Genomic DNA, 22,350 nt, shown 5'->3' on the forward strand with positions numbered 1-22,350 from the left:
CAAAGGGCGGAATGCAGGACAATGTCGAAGCAGAGCTTGCTTATACTACAGTCCCTTTGGGCGATGGAACGGCGCCAGCCCGACGGGGTCGAACGTTCCATCGATCAGAACATAGCGATGATCCAAGAAGCCGGGTTCGACGGCATTAGCACCTCGTGCACTGATCCTGCGCGCGTCGCCCTGATTGCACGTGCCCTAGCCGGCTCGGGACTTGCAGTCGAGGGCATGTGCTTCCCGCAGACGATCGATCACCTGAAAGCTGCCATTGACCTTGCTCGGCGCCTCGACGTCGTGCATCTCGACGTCCAGCCTGACATTCGCCCGCGCCGTGTCGCCGACTGTGTCCCGCTGCTGGAAGGCTGGATCAGGGTGGCGCAAGATGCGAACATGCCGATCTACTTCGAGACGCATCGCAATAGGATGACGACAGATCTCCTGTTTACACTCGAGTTGATGGATCAGGTTCCCGAGATGCGCATGCTTGCTGATCTCTCGCACGTCCTATTGGGCCGCGAGTTTTGGTATCCGATCTCGGACGAAGACGAAGCGCAGGTGCGGCAGGTGCTCGACCGCACCTGGGCATTTCATGGCCGCGTTGCATCGCGCGAGCAGATACAAATTGAGATCACGTTCCCTCAGCACAAAATCTGGTTGGATCTGTTTCTCTGTTGGTGGAAGTATGGATTCAAGAGCTGGCAAAGGCGCGCTGGTGCGGATGCTCGTCTCGCTTTCGTCTGCGAACTTGGTCCGCAGCCTTATGCAATTACCGACCGACAAGGCAACGACAGCACAGATCGCTGGAAGGAAGCTCTCTTACTCAAATCCCTCGTGCGCAACGTGTTCGAGAGTGTGGCAAACGATGCGCCGCCTTCAACTGGCGATCGGGTGGCCACTTGAGTGCAAAATCCACAATAGTGATTGTCGGCGCGGGCGAAGCCGGCACAGCCGCCGCCATCGCCCTGCGCGAACGTGGATGGCGGGGCAGACTGGTCTTTGTAGGCAACGAATCTATACTGCCGTATGAGCGCCCGCCTCTATCCAAGGCGCTCCTGCTCGACAAAATGAACCCTGGACCCAAGCTGATTGTGACGTCACAACGCCTTGCCGAGTTGGAAATAGAGTATCTTCAGGGAAGCGAAGCGGTCTCAATTGATCGCGTGACCAACATGGTTGCGCTCTCAAACGGCTCAGCGATAGCGTATCACCGTCTCCTACTGGCCACGGGAGGCCGACCTCGGAAACTGATCGTTCCGATCGCCGAAGGAGCCGAGGTGGCGACACTACGGACGTACGAGGACGCCACGCGCATCCGCCATGTCATTGGTCAAGGATGCGACGTGATCGTGATCGGAGGCGGCTTCATCGGGCTTGAGGTTGCCGCGAGCGCCGTCTCGAGAGGTGCTTCGGTGACCGTACTCGAGGCAGGACCGCGGCTACTTACGCGGGCAGTGCCAGCTTCTATGGCTGAGTTGATCAAAGCCAAGCACGAACGTTCTGGCGTGCGCATCGAGGTAGGCGCGGTCGTCGAACGCATCGATAGGAGCGAAGGCCGTTCCAAAGTGGTAATGGACGGTCGCTCGCGTGACGCCGATCTCGTGATCGTTGGGGTCGGAGCGACGCCGAATGTCGGCCTTGCGCAAGCGGCGGGACTAGCAATCGAGGACGGTATCGCTCTGGACGAGACGCTCGCGACTTCAGATCCGCACGTTTTCGCGGCGGGTGACTGTTGTTCGTTTCCTCACCGCCTCTATGAAAGGCGAATCAGGCTGGAGGCCTGGCGCAACGCCCAGCGGCAAGGAGCGGCGGCGGCGGCGAACATGCTGGGCGAGAACCGTCCTTACGAGGACGTTCCTTGGTTTTGGTCGGATCAATACGACGAGACACTGCAAATCGTGGGCCTCGTTCCGGAAGGAGGAATCCCCATAATCAGAGACTTTGGTGCGAGAGCTCAGATCTTGTTTTACCTCGCAGCAGATGGGCGCCTGGTGGCCGCATGCGGATTCGGGAGCCTAGGTGTCGTAGCGAGAGAAATTCGTGCCGCCGAAATCATGATCGCGAGGCGGCTTAGACCTCCAGCAGACGCGCTCGCAAGCCCCGAGATGAACATGAAGAAACTAATGGGTTAGAATAGAATTCAGTATCCGAGACCGCCTCAGCGCCGATCCTGATTGCAGCCGGAGAACTGGCGTTAATCCGATGCCTATGCTGCTCGCCGCTCGGGCGCGCTACGCGGCTGGCCTACGTGGTCCTCAATGACGCTGGAGCTATACGAGTGCGGGGCTAGAACGGCTGGATGCTGATGGCTGTGCTCCCTGCGCCGATCAGCTTGCGCTCGACGTCGCGCCAGGATCCATCCGCGGCCGACTTCGGGGGCGCCGCGGCCACCATCGACTGGTCGTAGATACGAGGAACGAAAGCCTGCCCATTGTGCCCGCCGAGGCGAAGATTGCGACTATAGATCACAAACGTCCTTAATCTGCGGATGACGCTCGATCCAGAGCAGGCCATTTCTCCGTGTTGCAATCGGTCTGAATGAGAAGGGCCCCGTCCAAAGGCGGGGCCTTTCGTGCTGGGTATCGTTCACGCTGGGGTAGGCAGAGGTAGGAGACGAAGCCGCGCCGTGCCTAATCCCCGACGTACACGCCGCCTCGTTTCTTCGCGATCAGATAAACTATGATGCTAAGCAACGCGACGGCTGTGCCATAGAATGGAAACACCCAGGACAGATTAGAGCGTTGGAGCCATAGCAGCAGGAATGGTGTGGTACCGCCGAATATCGTTGCGCCAATAGCGTACCCGAGGGCGACGCCGGTGGTCCGAATATTTCTGGGCATCAACGTTGTGGCAATAAAGTTATATAGCGCCATATTGCAGCCGACCAGAGTTCCGCCCACCAACATAACGATGGAGAAGGTCAGAATGCTCTTCTCGGCATAGAGCAGGGATAGAAAGAACGACGGGATTAGCAGCAGGCGCATCATCACGAACGCCCGCGACGGTTTCACCTTATCCGCAAAGGCACCGATTGTCGGCGAGAACACCATCCAAATCGCGCCCATGACCGTCACGATGCCATACACATAAGTGCTGTTTTCCTTGAATACGCCGTTGGCAATGTTAGGCAAACCGAAATTGTACGTGTAATTAGCGATCTTCACGCCGCCAACAACCAGAATCGCGGCGAAAAGCGACAGCCTTGCCTTCCAAAGCGCTTTCCACACTCCGCCAGTCGTTTGTTGGATGCGCGAGTCCTCGTCGACCCGATGCATAGCGCGAGCGATTAGGGTTTCTGGAAGGGTCTGCCGAAGATAGATGATGAGCAAGCCTAGAACACCTCCGACTCCAAACGGAACGCGCCAAGCCCAATCGCGCATGACTTCAGGGGACACGGCGCCGCTGACCAGGAAAGCAACCAAGCTGGCTCCGATCGAGCCCACCATGATGAATGTGCCATTGACCAGTCCAAGGTATCGTCCCTCCTGACCTGCCGGTGCCAATTCGATCGCGATCGCATTGGCAACGCCCGCTTCGGCGCCTACGGCGAGGCCTTGCACCAGTCGGGGGGAAACCAGCACGATGGTGGCATTGATGCCAAGATCCTTGTAGCCTGGCAGCACTGCGATCGTCAGCGACGATAGCGCCATAGCGGAAACAGCGATCAGCATCACGGCTTTGTGGATGATGCGATCTGCGATGGGGCCGAGCAGCGCCGCCCCTAAAGGCCGTGCGGCAAAGCCTGCTCCGAATACTGCCAGTCCCGCGAGCAGCGAGACGACAGGGTCAGTGGCTGGAAAGAAGTGCGGCGACAGCCATGAAGCCATAGAGCTGCGTCAAACGCAGTGCCGAACGTGAGCCTGCGAGCGCCTCGGCCGACATGAGAGACCAGCTTCAGTAGATCGTTCGAGACGAACATTCCGCAGGTCATAGCCAAGATGAACAAGTTCTATCTTGAGCACCAAGAAAGTCTGCGTGCTTCTCCATCGCCGTCCTAGTTGTGTCCGGGATCGAGGACTTCGACTAGGAGGAGATCGCCGCGCCGTACAGACTTATCGGGTGTCGCACGCAGAATGCCGACCTGCTTTTACCTGCAATCTGATTAGTATGTCCGCGGAAGGACCGGATGGAGCCACACTCCTGCGAGTGTTTCGAAGATGGTCCCCCGCAGTTCAAAGAAGCACGCCTGCTCGGAAAGCTTCTGACGGAATGGGTGGCATCGCATGCCCTCACTGGCCCGGAGCCTGAAAAAGAGGCCGCTGCTGGACTTCTCCAACAGCGGCTTAAGTCGAGGGAGGAAGCAGACAAGCCCGGTCTGCCAGCGGATCCGGCGTGCGCTCACATGTAGACCGGGTTCAAATCACGTGTAAGATCGGCGAATGATACGATGAGTAAAATCGGGTATAATGCGTTGAAAGTGACAGGCGTCGGGAAACTTGCCAGTCTTCTGCCCGTCGGCCGTAAAGGTGCGTCGTTGGAAATCTACGCACCATCTTTGCGCAGCCTTCCGAAGGGCTCCATACTCGTGATGGCGACCTTGCCCATTATCGATTGGAATGACTGTCTGCTGCGCGGCTTGCAAAACGTTTCCGAGATAACGCGCGCCCACACGTACGCGGCCATCATGATGATCGATCCGTTCGCGTGTTGGGAGGACGTTGCCGAAGCGTTGAAAAAAGCTGGGGTCAGCGGAGTAGTAAATTTCCCACCAGCGTCCATGATTGAGCGATCTGCGGCTGGCGAACCGGTCGATTCCGGCCAGGAGCTCGAACTTCGGCGCATGGAATGGTTTGCTAGCCTGGGGTTTAAGATCTTGTTCGCCGCTGCCGATGATGCTGCGATGATATCGGCAGAGAGACGACTTGGTCCGCATCTCCATGGCATTGTCTACTTGCCGGAAACGGCTCTCGCGCTGAGGATTTGCGACGAGATAAAATTGGCCAGGCTTGACCAACAGGGGTCGTCGATCCCGAAGTTCGCGCTCTTGGACGTGACAGCTTCAAGGCGGCCGGTGGGCAAAAACAAGAGGGCAACTGCTACTCCAAGATCCTCAGCCCCTTGATCTTGTTGTACAGAGTTTTTCTTGAAAGCCCCAGATACCGGGCAGTCTTCCCTCGATGCAGCTTGTTTCGTTTCAAGCCCTCGATGATCCACTCGCGTTCGGAGAACGCGCTTGTCGGCTTCAGAGGTGATGACGCCGTCAAGAGTGGCCTCAGGACATCAGCCGTAATGTGCGTTTGTTGCAACGTCACCAGCTGATTCACGATCTGGCGTAATTCTCTCAAATTGCCCGGCCAGTTGTGGCCTGCGAGCGCCAAGAACGCAGAATTTTCTATACCGAGCGTCTGGGCATTCGAATCTCCTTTAGCCTCCACCGTGAAATGCTGAACAAGTTGCGGAAGGTCCTCGAGACGATCGGGCAGCGGGGGTAACCCAATATCCAGCCCGGCAAATAGCGCAACAAGCCGAGGGCATAGTACAGCGTTAAGAGCCCCCCCGCGAGCAACGGTTGCAGTTGCAATGATCCGTGCAGAGGAACGTGCCAGTGCTACGCTATTCAGCGGCGTGAAACTGCCGGTTTCCAGATAGTCGGCAAGACGCTCTTGCCCGTCCCGGGACAATTGATCGACATGCATGAGCAGGATCGTAGAATCCGTTGCGGTTTCCAGGAGCGACACTTGGCGTCGCCTGGTCTCAGTCTGCCCGGCGCCGAACAGGACGCCGACCGTATCGATGGCTGGGCCGGGCCGACATTGAAACAGCGCAGGCTTGGTCAGTTTCTTGTCGCTGAAGGCGTGGACCAGACTGGCTATTCGTCGCTTTCCTGACCCCGCCTCGCCCCACACCAGCACAGGACTGGGATGGCCTGCCAAGCGCCTTGCGGTCTCGAGCACGCGCTTCATGATTGAGGATTGCGCGATCACACCGTGCCTGAATCCGCTCAGTTGGAGCTGACGCTCGAGAAGATCGACCTTCTCCCGCAACAAGTGAATGGTCTTGAAGCCTGAAGTCACCTCAAGGACCGACATTTCCAACGGGACGCGGTCGAGCGACGAGCCGCCGATGAAGCCCTGAACACCTGTTTCGCGGCAGATATCGAGGAGTTCGTCAGGCTTCGTAATTGGCCCGCCCCCCATCAGGCAGATCGTGTTCCTGTCGATGGATTGAGCGACGCGAGCAACAGCGCTTGTGCGCGCGGCGAGCTCGGACAGGCTGATCGTGGGGTCGCATCCGCTTTCGATCGGCCGGTTGAGATTGAAATTGATGCAGATGGCCTCGACGCCGGCTTCGACCATGCGCCTTGCCTCGGGCTGGGTGCGCGTATAGCCGATTGCCATCAGGCCGTGTTGTGCAGCTTTGACCAGGAGTTCGATTTCCCGCTCGTAGCCAAGGCCGGACTTTTCCAGCAGAGATCTTCTGTAGTCATCGATGTGGATCACGGAAGGAAAGTTGGTGACTCCGGAAAAGCCCCAGCTGATGATGCGCTCGAGAAAGCGGTCGATGTCGAGCTTTGGATCGAAGGTACAGGCCCCGAAAAAGACTGGCAATTTCGTTGAAGGCAGGATCTCGGTCCGGCCGAAGCCAGCCACGAATTCATTGCTGTTGCGGATCGGAAGGATTGAGGCTGGTGAAGAGCCACCCATTGCGCGAAACCGGCCAGCATTGAGCGCAAGCACGAAATCCGCGCCCGCCCGCTCGGCAGCTCTGGCGGCCATGCCTGATCCGATCCCCGCCCCGAGTACAAAAGAACGAGAGTTCCGGAAGAACCGCCTGATCCCGCCGCCCTTGACCTGGTCCACCCGCGTGTGCATGCCGTCCCGCCTCCTGCAGGGCAGGTCGGAAGGCTAGCTCCAATTTGCCGGCGCATGCAACCGTCGCAGCGCATTTCCGTTCATCATGAAGAGGTGGCAGTCCGCCGGCGAAGCCGCAAGACGGACCTTGCCCGACCTACTGGGCGCCGCCGCGTTCGGTGCCTTGGCAACCATCGATTCTCTGCCAGCATTGCCGTAGATGTAGGTGACGCTGCCAAGATGCTCGACGAAATCGACGTCGATCTCGATCCCAATATCGGTCTTCTCCGCCGCGGATGGAGAGAAATCATCGGGGCGAATTCCGACCGTGATCGGCTTGCCGACAAGCGATTGGTTCGGCTGGACGGGAACGAGGATTGTCGCGCCTGCATCGAGCTTGACGCCCATGCCCGTCGCGTGCGCTGATTCGATGTGGCCGCTGAGAAAATTCATCTTAGGCGATCCGATGAACCCGGCGACAAAGCGAGATGCCGGATTGTGATAGAGGTCGTGCGGACTGCCCACTTGCTCGATATTGCCGTCCTTGAGTACGACGATCTTGTCGGCCATTGTCATTGCCTCAACCTGATCGTGGGTCACGTAGATCATGGTGTTGCCAAGCTGCTTGTGTAACTTGGCAATCTGCACCCGCATCTGCACCCGCAACTCAGTATCCAGATTCGACAGCGGCTCGTCGAACAGGAACACTTTGGGTTCGCGTACAATGGCACGCCCAATAGCTACGCGTTGCCTTTGTCCGCCTGAAAGTTGCCGAGGCTTACGTTCCAGCAGATGATCGATCTGCAAGAGTGATGCAGTCTCGGTGACCCTGGCCTCAATCCCGGCCTTCGGAACTTTGGCCATACGCAGGGGGAAGGCAAGGTTCTCGCGCACGGTCATGTGCGGATAGAGTGCGTAGCTCTGAAACACCATGCCGATGTTTCGGTCGGCGGCATCAACGTCATTGACGACTTCATTGTCGATCAAGAGCCGCCCGCCGCTGATACGCTCGAGCCCTCCGATCATTCGGAGCAGCGTCGACTTGCCGGAACCCGATGGTCCAACGAACACGACGAATTCGCCATGTTCAATGATCAGGTCGACATTCCGCAGGATTTGGATCGTCCCATAGGCCTTATTGATACCTTCCAGGCGAACATCGGCCATCACGCTCTCCTCGGTCGCTGGCTTCCAATGGTGGCTCGGGCTATCCCAACCTCAGACAGGCTGGACACGATGAAATCGGGCGATACCAGTGAGGGATCATCTCGGGGCGGCACGCCGGTCGTGACCAGCACGGTCGGAAGCCCTGCTCTCTTGCCAGCCTGAATATCAGTTTGAATCTGGTCTCCGATCATCAAGGTGGCGCTGCGTACCGTGCCCAGGCGGGAAAGTGCAGTCTCGATCATATGCGGCTCCGGCTTACCAACGATCAAAGGCTCCACTTTCGTGGCAGCAGCCACGGCCGCGATCGTAGCTCCTGCCCCGGGCTCGAACCCACCTGCCGTCGGCAACAGGAGGTCGGGGTTGGTGCCAATGAAGGCTGCTCCATTTAGGATCGCGTCGACCGCAATCCGCAGCTTCTCATGCGTAATTTGTCGATCGAGCCCCATGACCACGGCGTCGGGCTTTCGATCCGTCACCTCGAGCCCCGCCTCTGTCATGGCTTTCGTAAGGGATGGCGCGCCGATGACGAATATACGCCCAAACTCCGGGTATGTAGCGCGGATGAGCTCGGCGGCGGTGATGGCGCTGGTGACCACGTCCTTCGGCGCAATAACAAGCCCAAGGCCTGCCAGTTTGCTGACGACATCCGCTGGCGTGTGCGTCGAGTTGTTCGTCACGAAGCAGATGGGCAATCCGGCCGCCTGCCACCGTCCAAATGCCTCCACGGAATCGACGATAGCCGCGTTGCCGCGGTAGACGACGCCGTCGAGATCCGAAATGATACCGTCCACTGGCGGCCAAATGGGGGGAGAAGCGACACTAGCCATTCATCAGCATCCCGCCATTCACGTGTACGATCTGCCCGGTCATGTAGGAAGCTGCAGGACTTGCAAGAAAAACAGCAAGACCTGCGATATCCTCCGGCACGCCGACCCGTCCGAGCGGGATACGGCCCCCGTGACGTGCCTCGGTTTCCTCGCGCGGGCGCCCATGCATCGGTGTATCGATGATCCCGGGCGCAATGGCATTCACATTGATCTTGTGTGGGGCACATTCATAGGCGAGCAGCTTGGTGAGGTCGTGAACAATTGCTTTCGACAAACAATAGTCGGCGCCGCCCGCCTGGTAGTTAAAGACTGCACCTTGGGACGATAGCGAGGATCCGATATTGACGATCCGGCCCCCTTTGTCCTTCATGAAGCGCTCGATCGCGAGCTTTGAGCAGCGCAGGACCGCGACCGAGTTGATCTGGATGGTCCGCTCGATTTTGTCCGCATCGCCATTCAGGAGCGGTTGGGCAGATTTGACGCCCGCATTGTTAACCAGCACATCGAGCCGGCCAAAGTGCTTGGCGACCGCGTCCAGAACCCTGTTAACATCGTCCTCGCTTGCGACATCCATCGCCATCGGTAGTACGCCGTTGCCATGGGGCAGGCTTGCCAGAGTGCTCCTGAGAGTTTCCAGGTTGGCATCGGTGGCAAGGACATTCGCTCCACCAGATCGAAACGCATTCACGATGGCAGACCCGATGCCGCCCCCGGCACCGGTCACGAGCACCGTTCTGTTTGAAACTGAGAACTGTTCGGTCATTCCAACTCCAGGATCGTTTGGGATTTCAGAAACTCGTCAACGGTCTCGGCGCTCGGCATGGAGCTTTGCGCGCCGCGTCTAGTCACACAGAGCGCGGCTACCGCCAGCGCTTTCCTAACTGCTTCTCTCAAGGGCAGCCGTTCGGCCAGTGATGCGGCGAATGCTCCGTTGAAGGCATCGCCTGCGGCGGTAGTATCGACCGCTCTCACGGGAAAGGCTCGCAGGGCAAAAGAGCGGGTCTTATCAGCATAATAGGCGCCCTGTGCCCCGAGGGTGATCAGCGCGGCACCTGGCCCGAGATCAAGAAGCTTGGACGCAGCGTGGGCGGCACCTTCAAAGTCGTCGACCTCGATACCTGTCAGCTCAAAAGCCTCTGTCTGGTTCGGTGTGACGAAATCGACACAGCTCCACGCTGTCGACGGAAGCCCGGACCTCACTGGCGCCGGATTGAAGATCAGCTCGAAGCCCTTTTCCCGCTTCAGCTCGAAGAGCCTGTTGAGCGCTCCGACCGGCATACCCATTTCGGCGACCACGATCGCATTGTGCTGAATGAATTCCGCGGCGTTCTCAATCATCTGCGGCGTGACGTTTAGGTTGGCGCCCGGATCTATGACAATCATGTTAGTGCCGTCGTCACCGACCATGACCAGAGCGGAGCCGGAGACTTCGCCCGGCGCGATTTTGATCGCGTCGGCGCAAACGCCGGCCTCTGTCAGGGACTGCAGGAGCCAATGACCCGCATCATCATCGCCAAGGCGCGTGTAAAAGTGCGGTCTCAAGCCAAGCCGAGCCGCGGCCACAGCCTGATTGGCGCCTTTCCCTCCAGGGTGACGGGTCAGCGTTCCCATCAGGCTTTCACCTGGCGTTGGCAGCCGCTCGACATTGAAGCAGAGATCGAGGTTTGTCGTTCCGAAGAACATCAACGGCCTGGCACTCATTTTACAGCACCAAAGGTAAGGCCACGCTCCAGGTGGCGCTGGCCGATGACGATCAGGATCACGGGAATGATCATCGTCACGACCAATCCTGCCGCCATGACGGGATAGAATTGCACGCCCGGGTTTAGCAGCTTGAGCAGAGCGACGGTTACCGGCGCCTTGGTCGAAGAGAGGATCAGGCCGAGGGCAAAATTGTGCCACGCGAGCAGGAAGATGAGCAGAGAGGCCCCTATCAGACCGGGCTTCAAAAGCGGCAGCACGATGTGCAACACGACCCTGACCGGCTTGGCGCCATCCATGGCAGCCGCCTCTTCGATGTCCTTTGGGATATCTTCGATATAGGAGCGGCTCAGCCAAACGATCATCGGCAGTGTGACGACCTGGTAGACCCAGATCATGCCGATATAGGTGTCATACAGGCCAATCGTCTGGAAAACGCTGAACAGGGGGATGACGACCAGTAGGACCGGGGCAAAGCGGAAGCCCAGAATGAAGAAGGCAATGTCTTCTTTGAGGGGAATGTCCCGCCTTGCCAGCACGTAGCCGGCAGGGACCCCCACGAGCAGGGACACGAAGACAGAGCCAAGCGCTATGACGACGCTGTTCGTGATCGGGGTCAGGAAATCGATCTTGATAGTGCCGTAGCTGGTTGCTCCGGCTTGGGCGACGTCAAACAAGACGCGAAAGTTTTCCAATGTCGGCGAGAACAAGAAGGTCGGCGGCCAGGTCATGACCTCTGCCTGCTGCTTGAGCGACATCATCACGATCCAGACAAGCGGGAAGGCGAGGATCAATGCGCAAATGCCGACGAGCAGGTTCAGGATCAAATTGACGGAGGCGGCGCGTTTCAGTCGCATACGTTGGCCCTCAGCTGACGCGCTGCCGCACGACGCGCCACAGCTTGACCATGGCGAACGTTCCCACCAGCACGATCATCCAGTTGACGACCATGAGGGCTGCACCACGCCCGAAGGCGAGATTCTGGAATGCGATAATGTAGGCGCGCACGGAAAGAACGGAGGTGCTATCTCCAGGCCCGCCTTGCGTAGTGCCAAAAATGATGTCGAACTGATTGAGCGATTCGATCAGCCGAAACACCGCGGCGATCAGAATGTAGGGAGCGATCAGCGGCAACTCGATATGCACAAAGGTTGCCCACCCCTTTGCGCCATTGACACGCGCGGCCTCCCTCACTTCTTCATTGATACCCTGAAGGCCTGCGAAAATGATCAGCGCAAAGAATGGCGTGTAGGTCCAGACGTCAATCAGGACGAGCGAGAACATTGCGGTGTTGGGATCTGAAATCCATGCAAAACGGGCGATTCCTGCAAGCGAGAGCAGATAGTTAAGGATCCCGCTTTGCGGGTCCATCATCGTCGTCCACATGAGCGCTACGCTCATCGGAGGCAGCACGAGGGGCAAGAGGATGACCGGCCGCATCAGCCGTGCAACGATGACTTCGGTCGCGAACAATTTTGCAAGTGCGAGACCGAAGGCAGCCTCCGCAACCACCGCCGATCCGGCGTAGACAAGAGTGGCCCGAATGCTGTTCCAGAAATCATCCGACTTGATCAGCGCTGCATAGTTGTTGAGGCCGACGAAGTGGACCAGCGGCCGACCGAACTTGAGATCCGTCAGCGACTGAAAGACGCCATAGAAGAACAGAAAAAGAAAGCCGAGCAATATCGTGATCGCTGGCGCTATGGCTGCGATGCTCCACCAGTCAAGATGCGACTGCTCGGCGCGCGCGACCGCCTTATCGTTTGACGCAACAAGTGGGCTGGCTGAAGACTGCAGCGTCACGAGCCCGTCGGATCCTCGAAGGTCCATCTCAGCTATCTCTAAAATGCATGGGGCGGCGATGAGCTCGCCGCCCCGTTTGTTTCACATTGACGAACGGATTTCCGAGGCAAGGGCGGCCAGCGTCGCCTTCACGTCGGCTCCGTTGACCATTTTCTGCATGGCTACGGCCCATGCGTTCATTGCTTCGGCAAAGCCAACGCGGGCTGTGAAGGCGAGTTGCGCCCGTTCCTGCACGGTTTTAAACGTGTCTACGAAATTGTTGAACTCTGGCTTTGCCGCATAGTCGAGCCAGGCCTTGTCGCTCCAGGTCGAGGCGCGCGGAGAGTTGACGAGCTTGCCGGCGATGGCGCCGTTCAGCTCGACTTGCTTCGATGTCGCCCATTGGATGAACAGCCAGGCGGCTCCTTTTTTCTGGGACGCAGCGTTCATCGCAAGCGACCAGATCCAGATATTCGACTCGAAGTTCTTGCTAGTCGGAGCGTGCAATGGGGGTGCGAACGCGATTTTGCCGGACGCGGGCTTGCCAGCCACGTCGTTCCAAAACCCGAACATATTAGAATCAATCGCCATCGCGGTGCGTCCGGAATTGATGCCATCAACGACCTGGTACCAGTTGTCATTGGCAAAGGACGGCGCCGCGCATTTCTTGATCATGTCCACATAGTCTTTGTGGAAGGCGATCGACTCGGCCGAATCCAGCCCTGTCTCCAACTTGCCGTCCTGGACGACGAAATCATGCACGCCATAGGACCTGGCAATCGAGATGGCAGCTGTGTGGATGCTGCTCCAAAAGCGCACGCCGCGCACGCCCAAAGGGGTGATGGCGGGATCCGCAGCCTTCAGCTTATCGCAGGCGGCGGACATCTCTGGCGGAGTCGTTGGGACCCCGATGCCGTATTTGGCAAGTATGTCCTTACGGTAGAACAGCTGGATGTTCTCAAAGCCATGCGGGATCGCCCACACCTGCCCGCTTCCCGGCTCGATTTGGCCTTCCTTGACTTTCCAGGTCAGCGCATCCCGCAATGCAGGGAAGAAATCCTTGTAGTCGTAGCCCGCGGCCGTGAGCTTAGCGTCGTTCAGATACTGATCGAGCGGCTCGAGCAACTGGCCCGGTGCGAGATCCCAGGCCGGTTGAATGCCCGTGCCCACCACGTCCCAGCTGCGGGATTTTGTACTGAGCTGGATGGTCAGCTTATTCCAATAGGCATCGTCGGGATAGAGTTCGGGCGTCACCTTTATGCCGGTGAGTTTCTCGAATTCCGGCAACTGGGCCGCGACCGCGTCGGCATACGGATGAATGTCGTAGGCCCAGACGATCGACGTGCCTTCGAACTGGCGCCAGTTGATGTCGTCCGCCTTAGCTTGGGAAAACGCCATGGCCGTTCCGGCCAAAAGTGTGGAGCAGATGAGAGCTTTTTTTGCAAAACTAGCCGTATGGCCGCGCAAAGCGGCGAGCGTCCTTGGCATGATTCCCTCCGATGGGCTCTTTGGCCCGCAAACCACGCGCCCCCTCCTCTTCAAGCGGCCGCGGCGTTGCCGAGGCTAATCTTCGCGCATCCAACGAAGGCGGCCTTTGAGGCTCGGATTGGGTAAGGTTGGGTAAGTCAAAAAGTCGGGCGATTGGGAAAGTATCAATTGGAAGAAGCGGAGTTTGGAATGGGCCCCGGTTGACGCCACAGCCTGGCGAGCGCTGTGATGGCTGCGTTTATACCCCAGTTCGAGACGAACAGCACTAAGGCGCACAGGGCGAGCATCGCGATCGGTGCTCCGTTGCCGTATACGATATACGGCTTCTGGAGCGCGATCCAAGCGGCGATATGATGGGCGTTAGTGCAGCCAAGTGGTATGGGCGCAGCAATATCCGCGTTGAAGCGGTCGCCGCCCTGCACGGCAATCGTGTCAGGAGAAAGCGTTCAAATGAGTCTGCACCTACTCCATCCCGTCACAGGTGGAGAAGTCGTGCGATGCCCGGACAGATCGTCGTGCATGGCAATCAGCAAGCAACATAGACTCTAGAGAAGCTTGTGCGGCTTGGACCGCCCGCATACTCGCCTTCAATGAGCCGGCTCAACCACATCGGGAGGGTTCTCGTCTATTGGTTGAGACGGATCCTCCGATCTGTTTGCGGGCAAGAGGTATCAGCAGCCCCGATGGGATTGGCGGGACATCGGTCTCGGTGGGCAGTCTATTGGTCCCCAATCCACGCTAAACCTAACCGAAAGTACTGGCGCATTCATGCGACCTCTCCGCTGACGAGGCTCGAGGAGCGATCGGTTGCGACTGGTCGGACGAGGCGAGGTACCGCAGCAATCAGACGCTTGGTATAGTCGGCCCGTGGATTGAGGAAAACCTCATCCGTATCGCCACTCTCGACGACGCGTCCATGGCGCATGACCATGACCCGGTCGCTGAGATGGCGAATCACGCCGAGATCGTGCGAGATGAAGAGATAGCTCATACCGAGCTGCGCCTTGAGATCCCCGAGCAGATCGAGCACCTGCGCCTGGATCGAGACATCCAGAGCGGAAACCGGTTCATCGCAGACGATCACGGCTGGCTTTGGCGCGATCGCACGCGCGATCGCGACGCGTTGGCGCTGGCCGCCCGAGAGCTCCAGTGGCCGGCGATCCAGGAATGCTGGCGATAGGCCCACCGACTCGAGCAGCTCAATAATGCGCAGGCGACGCTCCGACCCGGTGTTCAAATCAAGGAGGCTGTCAGCTATGATGCGGCCGACGGTCCAGCGTGGATCAAAGGAGCTGAGCGGATCTTGATAGATCACGGAGATCGAGCGGCGTCGCGCCCTACGCTTGCGTTCGGCGATTTCGCTCCACGCCTCTCCCTGGAACAGAACGGCTCCCTCGTCGGGAGTATCCAGAGCCATCGCCAGGCGGGCTGTGGTGGATTTACCTGATCCTGATTCCCCCACAAGGCCCAGTGTTTCGCCTGACCGAAGCTCGAAGGACACACCGTCAACCACCGTCCGCGGGACGCCATCAGGGCCGTTGAATCGCTTCACAAGCTTGGTCGCACTGAGGATGATTGCAGTGGATTTAGGCGAGTGTTGTTGTTGCAGCGGGCTCAGAGACTTGGGTAGCCGTGCAATCGCCGTGGACGACAAACGGGAGCCGCGGGGACGTCCCGAGGGTACCGCGTTCAGGAGCTGCGAGGTGTAATCGTGTTGCGGGTCGCCGAAGATCTGCGCAGCTGGTCCACGCTCGACGACCTCGCCTTCGCGCATGACCAGAACATCATCCGCCATGCGCGAGACCACCGCCAGGTCATGGCTGATCAGGATCAGAGCCTTGCCCCGTGCCTTGGTTTCCTCCAGCAGCGCCAGCACCTGCGCCTGCACGGTCACGTCGAGCGCGGTGGTTGGTTCATCGGCGATCAAGAGGTCTGGATCGAGTGCGAGCGCCGACGCAATGAGGGCTCGCTGGCGTTGGCCACCGGACAATTGATGCGGCAGCTGCCGGGCTTTGATCTCAGGCTCAGGAACCCCAACGAGTTCGAGCAGCTCAACCACGCGGCGTTTGAGTTCCTCACGGGAGTGGACAGCACGATGGAGAAGGAGGCCCTCGCCGATTTCTCTGCCGACCTGACGGAGTGGATCGAGCGAGAGAAGGGCGTCCTGCAGCACGAAGCCGATCTTCTTGCCCCGGATGAGCCGCCATGAACGTTCATTGAGGTCAGTCAGGTCTGTCCCTGTGAAGTTCATCTCGTGCGCATGAACATGTGCGCCATGGCCCGCAAGCCCGACGAGAGCGCGCGCGGTTACGCTCTTGCCCGAGCCGGATTCGCCGACGATCGCGAGGCAACGCCCCGGTCGAAGCGAGAACGACACGCCACGCACGGCCGTGCCGTTTGGATTGTCGCGTCCGAATGACACGCGCAGCGAATCTACGTTGAGAAGACTTGGCTGAGGAGGCTGGGGAGGAAGAACATGCAACATGTCAGCCCTTTCCTTCGAGGCGGTTCTGCAGATAACGTCCGATCACCGTCACGCTGAGAGCAAAGATCACCACTGCCAGACCCGGCATGATCTCGAGCCACCACGCATAGATCACGTAGTTGCGGCCAGCATTCAGGAGCGCCCCCCATTCAGGGGCTGGAGGGGGAACACCGAGTCCCAGAAACGCAACGCCCGATGCCCAGATGATGGCCTGGCCGACGCCAAGCGTGATCATCGCGGTCAACGGGTTCATGGCATTCGGGAGGATGTGCCTTCGCACGATACGCCAATAAGGGTGTCCAAGCGCCTTGGCTGCCTCCACATATCCTGCGCCTTTAACAGACAGGACCTGCCCCCTGATCATCCGGGCATAACCCGGGGCCGTTCCGATCCCGACCGCGATGACCAACGTCAGCACAGTCGTGCCGAAAACGGCCACGAACAGAAGCGCAAGGAAAAGCACCGGTAGCGCGAAAAGTGCGTCGAGCAAACGGCTGAGAACATGATCGATGACTCCGCCGCAAAGACCGGCGGCGAACCCCAGAACGAGTGCAATTGACACGCTCAACGCGGTCGCGCCAAGACCGATGGTCAGGGACTGCCCTGCCCCTTCAACAATGCGGGAGTATAAATCGCGACCGGACTGATCAGTCCCCAGCCAGTGGCTGGGCGACGGTGCCTGTAGTGAGGACGTCAGGTCAATCGCCAGCGGATCATGGGTCTGTAGCAGCCAGGGCGCGGCCGCCGCTGTTAAGAAGAACGCAACGATGGTTATGGCCAAGCAAACCCGCAAAGGAATTGCCTGTGCCGTTGAAAGTGCTTCCTTCCAATAGTGAGATTTGAGGACGTCTGGTAGCGCGGCAGAGCAAGTCATGCCAATTTGATCCTTGGGTCAACGATACTGTAGGCGAAATCGACGGTCACGCTGACAATGACAAACAGGCCAGCGGAGACCAGAATGACGCCGGAGACGACGGGAACGTCGCGCGTGGATGTAGCGGCGACCAGGACGCCGCCAAGTCCCTGTCGGGCAAAGACGGCCTCAATTAAAACGGCACCGGACAGAAGCTTACCGAACGCCCAGCCTGACAAGGTGATTGCTGGCAAAGCTGCATGGCGCAGGACATGACGAAACCGCACGCCGAGATCGCCCATGCCTCGCGTTCGCGCCGAAGTTACAAAGGGCAACTCGAGCAAACGCGTGAACTCACTCGTAACGACTTGCCCGAAGAGCCCTGACAGTTCCAACGCCAGCGCCAGGGTTGGAAGAATGAGGCCGATCGCCGAATTGCCTCCCACCACAGGGAAGATGCGAAGCTGTACGGCAAAGACGACGAGCAGGATGGTAGCTAGCCAGTAAGGCGGCACGGTCGCCAACAGAACCTGCATCCCGCCCAGCAGCTTCGCCCAGAAATTATCTCTCCCGGCTGCAAAAACTGTGGTCAGAATAGTGATCACCCACGCGGTTACGAGCGCGGCGACCGCAAGGAGGACGGTTGGCCCAATCTGTTCGGCAATGATGGCTGCCACTGGCCGATGCTGGTGGTAGGATTGGCCAAGGTCCCCCTGCAAAATCCCGGAGATGTATTTTGCGTATTGCAAGAAAATCGGCTGGTCGAAGCCATATTTTGCGTTGATTGCCGCAAGCTCTTGTCGAGGGGCCGCCCCTACATTGCCGCTGACGACGTTGAGGATGATCTGGGCGCGGTCACCTGGCAGCAGACATTGGACAAGGAAGGTGAATGTTGCCGCAGCCCATACGGTCGCTGCGGCGGACAGGATGCGATGTGCGAACCACACGGCCTGTCTGCGGGCTGCGACTTTCACGGGGCGGATTTCTTGTCGAAATAGCTATCATAAAAGACCGGCTCGCCGACGGAGCCGCGGTCGAGCCAAATGTCCTTTAGATGTGCTTGCACAGCTAGAGTGACGTCAAGGACTGCGAACCCCACGACAGGAGCGTCAGCGACGATCTTGCGCTCTGCTTCCTGATAGAGCGCGCTTCGCTCAGCATTGTCGAAGTGCTTTTCGGCCTTCTGAATAATGTCCCACAGTGCCCGGTCCTGGTAGCGTGAGGGATTGAAGCGATTGAGCTCACCATTAAGGTCAGGCTTCCAGGAGATGCGGAAGATTTCAGCGCCGGGAGCAACCCAGTAGAGAAGGACGACCTCGTAATCGTTCGGACCGAGATTTTTCCCGGCGAAGAAATCGGCCTGGTTCGTTGGCTGAAGCCGCACGTCGAAGCCGGCAGCCTTTGCCTGCTGTTGGATCACCTGCACGGCCTGCTCACCGTCGGGCTTCAAGAACGAACTCGAATAGGAGATGCGTACGACGAGCGGCTTGCCATGCTTGAGGCGAACGCCCCTGCTGTCACGCTCGGTCCAACCTGCCTGATCCAGGAGCTGATTGGCTCTGCCGACGTCATACGTGTATGACGGGGCAAGCTCGCTGATATATTCGGGCGAGCTTTGGCTTAGCGCGCCATTGCCTTCAAACGGCAAGGAGCCCAGGAACGAGGACTCGACCGCGGCTTTTCGGTCGGCGGCATAGGCAAACGCCTGGCGAACGAGCAGATCGTCAAAAGGCGAGCGAGCCGTATACAACGCCAAGCGCAGGGGCGTGCCACCCGTAATGTGCCGCAAGACAGTGAAGCGCGAGTTGGCATCTTTCCAAGCGACGGCTGGAACGTCGTAAGCTGCATCAGATTCCCCGGTTAGCAGAGAGCCATACCGAACGGTCTGATCGGGGAAGAACTTCCACTGGATCCCGTCAACGTAAGCCGGTCCCTGGTGCTTGGCTGTTGCCGGCGCGGAGTTGTAGTCGGGATTGCGGCGGAATATAACCTCTTTTCCCCGATTCCACTTCTGGACGATGAATGGACCCGATCCGACCGGGTTCTCGCAGTTCACCGCAAGTCCACGCTTGAGCGCCGTTGGCGACAGAATGCCCTGGGACGACTGGGCCAGAACATTGAGCAACGGCTGGAACGGCGCCTTTAGCGTTAGTCGAAGTGTCGCGGGCGCGATTGCCGCTGCCGATTCAAAGTTGTCGCTGAGGTAAGGAGCGGCCGTCGGATTGCGGAGGTCCGGATTGGTGCTGAGCCAGCCATTGATGTTGTCGGCAACTGCCTGTGCATCGAGCGGTGTCCCGTCGGTGAATTTCACGTTCGGCTTGATCTCAAACGTGTACACTTTCTTGTCGTCGGAGATGGTCCATGATGTGGCCAGCCATGGCACAATCTCCCCGTCCTTGGTCCGGGCGACTAGATTGTCGCTATATTGCCGCTGTAGATACCATTGCTGGACCCATCCTCCGAACAAGCAAGGCGGCTCCTGAAAGTGGCCATATCGAATAATGCCACCGCGCCTCGTACTATCGCTCGAACCGTCCTGAGCAAAAGTGCTGGGCGCATAGGCGATCTGGGACAGCGTGGAGAGCGCGATTGCAATGGCTGCTGCCTTTTGCTTTCTGTAAGCGTGTGGCTGGCCCGCGAGAAACGCAGATGATTGTGTGTCGGACAGAGACATATCGAACTCCAAGCTATTGATAGTGAAACCGCGAGGCAGACGGGCGATCAGGCCGTCGCCCGCTCTTGCGACGGAACGCCCCCTGGGAGCGCAAGGCCGAAACGGTCACGCAAGGTTTCTTCCCGATACTCGGTGCGAAACAGTCCGCGGCGCTGCAGTATTGGAACGACATGATCGATGAAGGCGGGCGCACCATCCTCCAACACATCTGGGATGATGTTGAAGCCATCAACTGCGCCGGCGCGGTACCATGCCTCGATCGAATCGGCGATCTGTTCCGGTGCGCCCGCGATCACGCGATGGCCGAAACCCTGAACGCTGCTTATGATCTCCCTAACTGTCCGGCCTTGGCGTGCCAAGCTTTCGATGGTGCGGTGATGACCGACCGAAAATGGGACATCATTCGGATCGGGTAGCAGTTCCTCCGGAATGGGTTTGTCAAGGCTGAGCTTTTCGGGCGCCACATTGATGCCTCGCGCCAAAGCGGCAAGCGCGCCGGGCAGATCGAGTAATTCGTCGATCGCTCTCTTGCGGCGATACGCCTCCTCTTCCGTGCCGGCAACGAAGGTGACCAGGCCCGGCAGTATGATCGGCGCCGTCCGCCGGCCGAGTTGATGCGACAGCGCACGCAGGCGTCCGGCCTCGCGCAGCGCTGTCTCCAGGTCGCCCGCAGCAGCGAACACCAGATCGGCGCTGCGCGCAGCGAGCCGCAATCCGTCGTCCGAGCCTCCCGCTTGAACGATGATCGGGTGCACTTGTGGCGAACCGGGGTGCGTGAGCGGACCGCGGACGCTAAAGATATTGGTGTTGGGGTCGAGCAGTCGAAACTGGGGATTGGCGTAGATTCCAGAGGTCTGATCCCCGACGATTGTTCCATCTCCCCAGCTCAGCCATAGCCCTCGGACGGTTTCGACGAAGTCTTCGGCGCGCTTGTAGCGCTCCTCGCGACCGAGCTCGCGCCCACCGAAATTGCCGACCGTCGCGGGGCTGGAGGTGGTGACTGCATTCCAGGCGACGCGGCCGCCGCTAATGACATCAAGTGATTGGAAACGACGCGCCAGGTTGTACGGCTCATTGTACGTCGTCGATGCGGTTGCAATCAGTCCGATGTGTTTCGTCTCACGTGCGATTACCGTGAGAACAAGCGTAGGTTCAAGCCCGTTGAGTGGCGGTCGGCGGGTAATATCCCAAGATATTGCCGGGGTATCTGCAAGAAACACCGCGTCGAGCAAGCCGCGCTCGGCCACCTTTGCTGCCCGAAGATAATGCTCGATGTCAAAGAAAGCGCTCGGATTGGTGCTCGGCCAACGCCATGCTGCGGCGTGTCCGCCTGCGCCGTGAAGATTAAGCCCAAGATGAAGCGTTCGGATTGCAGAAGACATGAATTCTCCAGGCGCGGGATGGCATGCGCAGTTCAAGGGGTGTGTTGGCTCGGCTACGCTATCTGGCTGCTGCTTGGGCTCCCGCGCAGAGAACGTGCGGCATCCGAGGACGCGGCGAGGCCGCCGGTCGAGATTAGCGGATCAGGTGAAGCAACTCGCGCGCTCAAAGAGCCCGAACACTCGCCCAAGCGTGAGCCAGCTGGACCTCTGACGAATTCGATCGAGCGACGGGTGGTCGGGGGACATCGCGTATTGTACCTGCCCGAACCTCTGCTGGTGAGCCTTACAATGCGTGCAACTCGCGCGATGACCAAAGCTGCTGTCACGACAACTCCACGGCCGACACCGGCGGCCTTCAATCGCGAGAGAATCAAGCGACGGGACATCAAACGCAATAGTTGCGTATTTCAATCTGCTACCGCGCGCTGGCATACTCTTCTACGACAGCCTTGTTGTCTTCGAGCTTGCAGGATTTGTGCGCGTGCAGCCTGCTTGTCGCAGTTTCGGAGCGCGATCCCAAAGTCACGCCGAGGCGAGTGATTGCAAATCTGGTATGTCTCTTGGAGCACCGTCGTTCGGGGCGCGCGCACGGTGTTGGCGATGGGGATCCTCGCGTGTCCCTCGATAGGGTAGAAGAAGTCTCGGGCCGATCGGCAAGGGACATAGCCCCGCGGCTTGCCGGGCACCCTTGTTGCGCGGGCAGCGCTCTCCGCCCGAGCATCGCCAGCATGAGCTTTAGTGGCCTCGCGTGCCTCTGTGGTGTGACTGTCAAAGCGCGCACTCGAAACGTGATCGACTTCGGCGCGCGAGATCAAGCGTCTTGAGCAATTGTGCCTCCTGACCAAGCCTGCGCTCGCATGTCTCCCGAAACCGGCGCGATCAATAGGGAGCTGAGATAGGGCGCTCCGCCAACCCAGCAGCGACGCCGCTGCGCGCTGGTCGATAGCTCGTTCGCCGCGGCGCTTTGCTCGTCAATCGCCGCGGGCTGCCGACGTCACATAGTTGCCGACGTTGCTCACGACCTTCTTGATCGAGGCAGGATGCTGACGACTTCGCCGGAGATGCCGTCGGCTCAGCCACCTGGGTTGCGCTGCGCTTCTGGGACACCGACCTGACTGGTCCACCGCTGCTGTTCATTCGTAAGCAGCTCTTGACGTGTAATGGAATTTAAAGTCCGCTTGAAGCGAACCTGTCGCGTGCATCCTG

Annotated in this window: 18 protein-coding genes; 3 read left to right on the plus strand and 15 right to left on the minus strand. The window is 59.0% G+C overall.

The features are described from left to right. Positions 1-21 precede the first annotated feature (21 nt). Positions 22-897 (plus strand): sugar phosphate isomerase/epimerase, encoded by an 876-nt coding sequence (locus tag IVB13_RS34815; RefSeq protein WP_247285589.1) that lies wholly within the window; start codon positions 22-24, stop codon positions 895-897. Next, positions 894-2,126 carry an FAD-dependent oxidoreductase gene (locus tag IVB13_RS34820; RefSeq protein ID WP_247492003.1) on the plus strand — a complete coding sequence of 411 codons (1,233 nt, stop codon included), beginning with the start codon at positions 894-896 and terminating at the stop codon, positions 2,124-2,126. Before IVB13_RS34815 ends, IVB13_RS34820 begins: the two co-directional genes overlap by 4 nt. A 154-nt stretch (positions 2,127-2,280) precedes the next feature. On the opposite strand, the gene IVB13_RS34825 is transcribed toward IVB13_RS34820, so the two are convergent. Then, the gene (locus IVB13_RS34825; protein ID WP_247492005.1) at positions 2,281-2,463 is read right to left on the minus strand and encodes a hypothetical protein; all 183 of its coding nucleotides are present in this window, start codon (positions 2,461-2,463) and stop codon (positions 2,281-2,283) included. Between the two features lie 161 nt (positions 2,464-2,624). Further along, positions 2,625-3,821, minus strand: coding sequence for an MFS transporter (locus IVB13_RS34830; protein ID WP_247492007.1), 1,197 nt, complete (start codon positions 3,819-3,821; stop codon positions 2,625-2,627). A 560-nt stretch (positions 3,822-4,381) separates the two neighbouring features. Between IVB13_RS34830 and IVB13_RS34835 the strand changes: the two genes are divergently transcribed. Next, complete coding sequence (locus tag IVB13_RS34835) at positions 4,382-5,056, plus strand: hypothetical protein (RefSeq protein ID WP_247492017.1); 675 nt, start codon at positions 4,382-4,384, stop codon at positions 5,054-5,056. Here IVB13_RS34835 and IVB13_RS34840 read toward each other — a convergent pair. The 13 genes from IVB13_RS34840 to IVB13_RS34900 form a co-directional block, all read right to left on the minus strand. Next, positions 5,031-6,806: a phosphoenolpyruvate hydrolase family protein gene (locus tag IVB13_RS34840; RefSeq protein WP_018457744.1), complete on the minus strand. Its 1,776-nt coding sequence runs from the start codon at positions 6,804-6,806 to the stop codon at positions 5,031-5,033. The two genes, IVB13_RS34835 and IVB13_RS34840, sit on opposite strands and share 26 nt — an antisense overlap. Positions 6,807-6,839: 33 nt before the next feature. Beyond that, positions 6,840-7,952 carry a sn-glycerol-3-phosphate ABC transporter ATP-binding protein UgpC gene (gene ugpC / locus IVB13_RS34845; protein WP_018457745.1) on the minus strand — a complete coding sequence of 371 codons (1,113 nt, stop codon included), beginning with the start codon at positions 7,950-7,952 and terminating at the stop codon, positions 6,840-6,842. After that, positions 7,952-8,779 carry an HAD-IIA family hydrolase gene (locus tag IVB13_RS34850; protein ID WP_018457746.1) on the minus strand — a complete coding sequence of 276 codons (828 nt, stop codon included), beginning with the start codon at positions 8,777-8,779 and terminating at the stop codon, positions 7,952-7,954. The genes ugpC and IVB13_RS34850 overlap by 1 nt, the downstream gene beginning before the upstream one ends. Then, a complete protein-coding gene (locus IVB13_RS34855) occupies positions 8,772-9,542 on the minus strand; it encodes an SDR family oxidoreductase (RefSeq protein ID WP_026233437.1) in 771 nt (256 codons plus the stop codon). The genes IVB13_RS34850 and IVB13_RS34855 overlap by 8 nt, the downstream gene beginning before the upstream one ends. Continuing rightward, the gene (locus tag IVB13_RS34860) at positions 9,539-10,480 is read right to left on the minus strand and encodes a ribokinase (RefSeq protein ID WP_247492019.1); all 942 of its coding nucleotides are present in this window, start codon (positions 10,478-10,480) and stop codon (positions 9,539-9,541) included. Before IVB13_RS34860 ends, IVB13_RS34855 begins: the two co-directional genes overlap by 4 nt. After that, positions 10,477-11,307, minus strand: a complete 831-nt coding sequence (locus IVB13_RS34865) for a carbohydrate ABC transporter permease (RefSeq protein WP_247360773.1) — start codon at positions 11,305-11,307, stop codon at positions 10,477-10,479. Before IVB13_RS34865 ends, IVB13_RS34860 begins: the two co-directional genes overlap by 4 nt. 40 nt (positions 11,308-11,347) lie before the next feature. Next, positions 11,348-12,283: a sugar ABC transporter permease gene (locus IVB13_RS34870; protein WP_247285568.1), complete on the minus strand. Its 936-nt coding sequence runs from the start codon at positions 12,281-12,283 to the stop codon at positions 11,348-11,350. Positions 12,284-12,364: 81 nt separating this feature from the next. Further along, positions 12,365-13,750, minus strand: coding sequence for an extracellular solute-binding protein (locus IVB13_RS34875; protein WP_247447163.1), 1,386 nt, complete (start codon positions 13,748-13,750; stop codon positions 12,365-12,367). A 766-nt stretch (positions 13,751-14,516) separates the two neighbouring features. After that, complete coding sequence (locus IVB13_RS34880) at positions 14,517-16,235, minus strand: ABC transporter ATP-binding protein (protein ID WP_247492031.1); 1,719 nt, start codon at positions 16,233-16,235, stop codon at positions 14,517-14,519. A gap of 1 nt (position 16,236) precedes the next feature. Beyond that, on the minus strand, positions 16,237-17,109 hold the full coding sequence (locus IVB13_RS34885; protein ID WP_247492033.1) for an ABC transporter permease: 873 nt from the start codon (positions 17,107-17,109) through the stop codon (positions 16,237-16,239). Next, positions 17,106-18,062, minus strand: a complete 957-nt coding sequence (locus IVB13_RS34890) for an ABC transporter permease (RefSeq protein WP_247447166.1) — start codon at positions 18,060-18,062, stop codon at positions 17,106-17,108. Before IVB13_RS34890 ends, IVB13_RS34885 begins: the two co-directional genes overlap by 4 nt. Next, positions 18,059-19,762, minus strand: coding sequence for an ABC transporter substrate-binding protein (locus tag IVB13_RS34895; RefSeq protein WP_247492035.1), 1,704 nt, complete (start codon positions 19,760-19,762; stop codon positions 18,059-18,061). The genes IVB13_RS34890 and IVB13_RS34895 overlap by 4 nt, the downstream gene beginning before the upstream one ends. Before the next feature lie 47 nt (positions 19,763-19,809). After that, complete coding sequence (locus IVB13_RS34900) at positions 19,810-21,144, minus strand: NtaA/DmoA family FMN-dependent monooxygenase (protein ID WP_247447168.1); 1,335 nt, start codon at positions 21,142-21,144, stop codon at positions 19,810-19,812. Between the last annotated feature and the right edge of the window lie 1,206 nt (positions 21,145-22,350).

It is taken from the genome of Bradyrhizobium sp. 17 (assembly GCF_023073515.1).
Lineage (GTDB): Bacteria > Pseudomonadota > Alphaproteobacteria > Rhizobiales > Xanthobacteraceae > Bradyrhizobium > Bradyrhizobium canariense_D.

Excerpts from the sequence above, each read along its gene's own strand:
- IVB13_RS34815 (WP_247285589.1), top strand. The coding sequence starts at position 22 with ATGTCGAAGCAGAGCTTGCTTATACTACAGTCCCTTTGGGCGATGGAA.
- IVB13_RS34830 (WP_247492007.1), bottom strand. The coding sequence starts at position 3,821 with ATGGCTTCATGGCTGTCGCCGCACTTCTTTCCAGCCACTGACCCTGTC.
- IVB13_RS34835 (WP_247492017.1), top strand. The coding sequence starts at position 4,382 with ATGAGTAAAATCGGGTATAATGCGTTGAAAGTGACAGGCGTCGGGAAA.
- IVB13_RS34840 (WP_018457744.1), bottom strand. The coding sequence starts at position 6,806 with ATGCACACGCGGGTGGACCAGGTCAAGGGCGGCGGGATCAGGCGGTTC.
- ugpC (WP_018457745.1), bottom strand. The coding sequence starts at position 7,952 with ATGGCCGATGTTCGCCTGGAAGGTATCAATAAGGCCTATGGGACGATC.
- IVB13_RS34850 (WP_018457746.1), bottom strand. The coding sequence starts at position 8,779 with ATGGCTAGTGTCGCTTCTCCCCCCATTTGGCCGCCAGTGGACGGTATC.
- IVB13_RS34855 (WP_026233437.1), bottom strand. The coding sequence starts at position 9,542 with ATGACCGAACAGTTCTCAGTTTCAAACAGAACGGTGCTCGTGACCGGT.
- IVB13_RS34860 (WP_247492019.1), bottom strand. The coding sequence starts at position 10,480 with ATGAGTGCCAGGCCGTTGATGTTCTTCGGAACGACAAACCTCGATCTC.
- IVB13_RS34875 (WP_247447163.1), bottom strand. The coding sequence starts at position 13,750 with ATGCCAAGGACGCTCGCCGCTTTGCGCGGCCATACGGCTAGTTTTGCA.
- IVB13_RS34880 (WP_247492031.1), bottom strand. The coding sequence starts at position 16,235 with ATGTTGCATGTTCTTCCTCCCCAGCCTCCTCAGCCAAGTCTTCTCAAC.
- IVB13_RS34885 (WP_247492033.1), bottom strand. The coding sequence starts at position 17,109 with ATGACTTGCTCTGCCGCGCTACCAGACGTCCTCAAATCTCACTATTGG.
- IVB13_RS34895 (WP_247492035.1), bottom strand. The coding sequence starts at position 19,762 with ATGTCTCTGTCCGACACACAATCATCTGCGTTTCTCGCGGGCCAGCCA.
- IVB13_RS34900 (WP_247447168.1), bottom strand. The coding sequence starts at position 21,144 with ATGTCTTCTGCAATCCGAACGCTTCATCTTGGGCTTAATCTTCACGGC.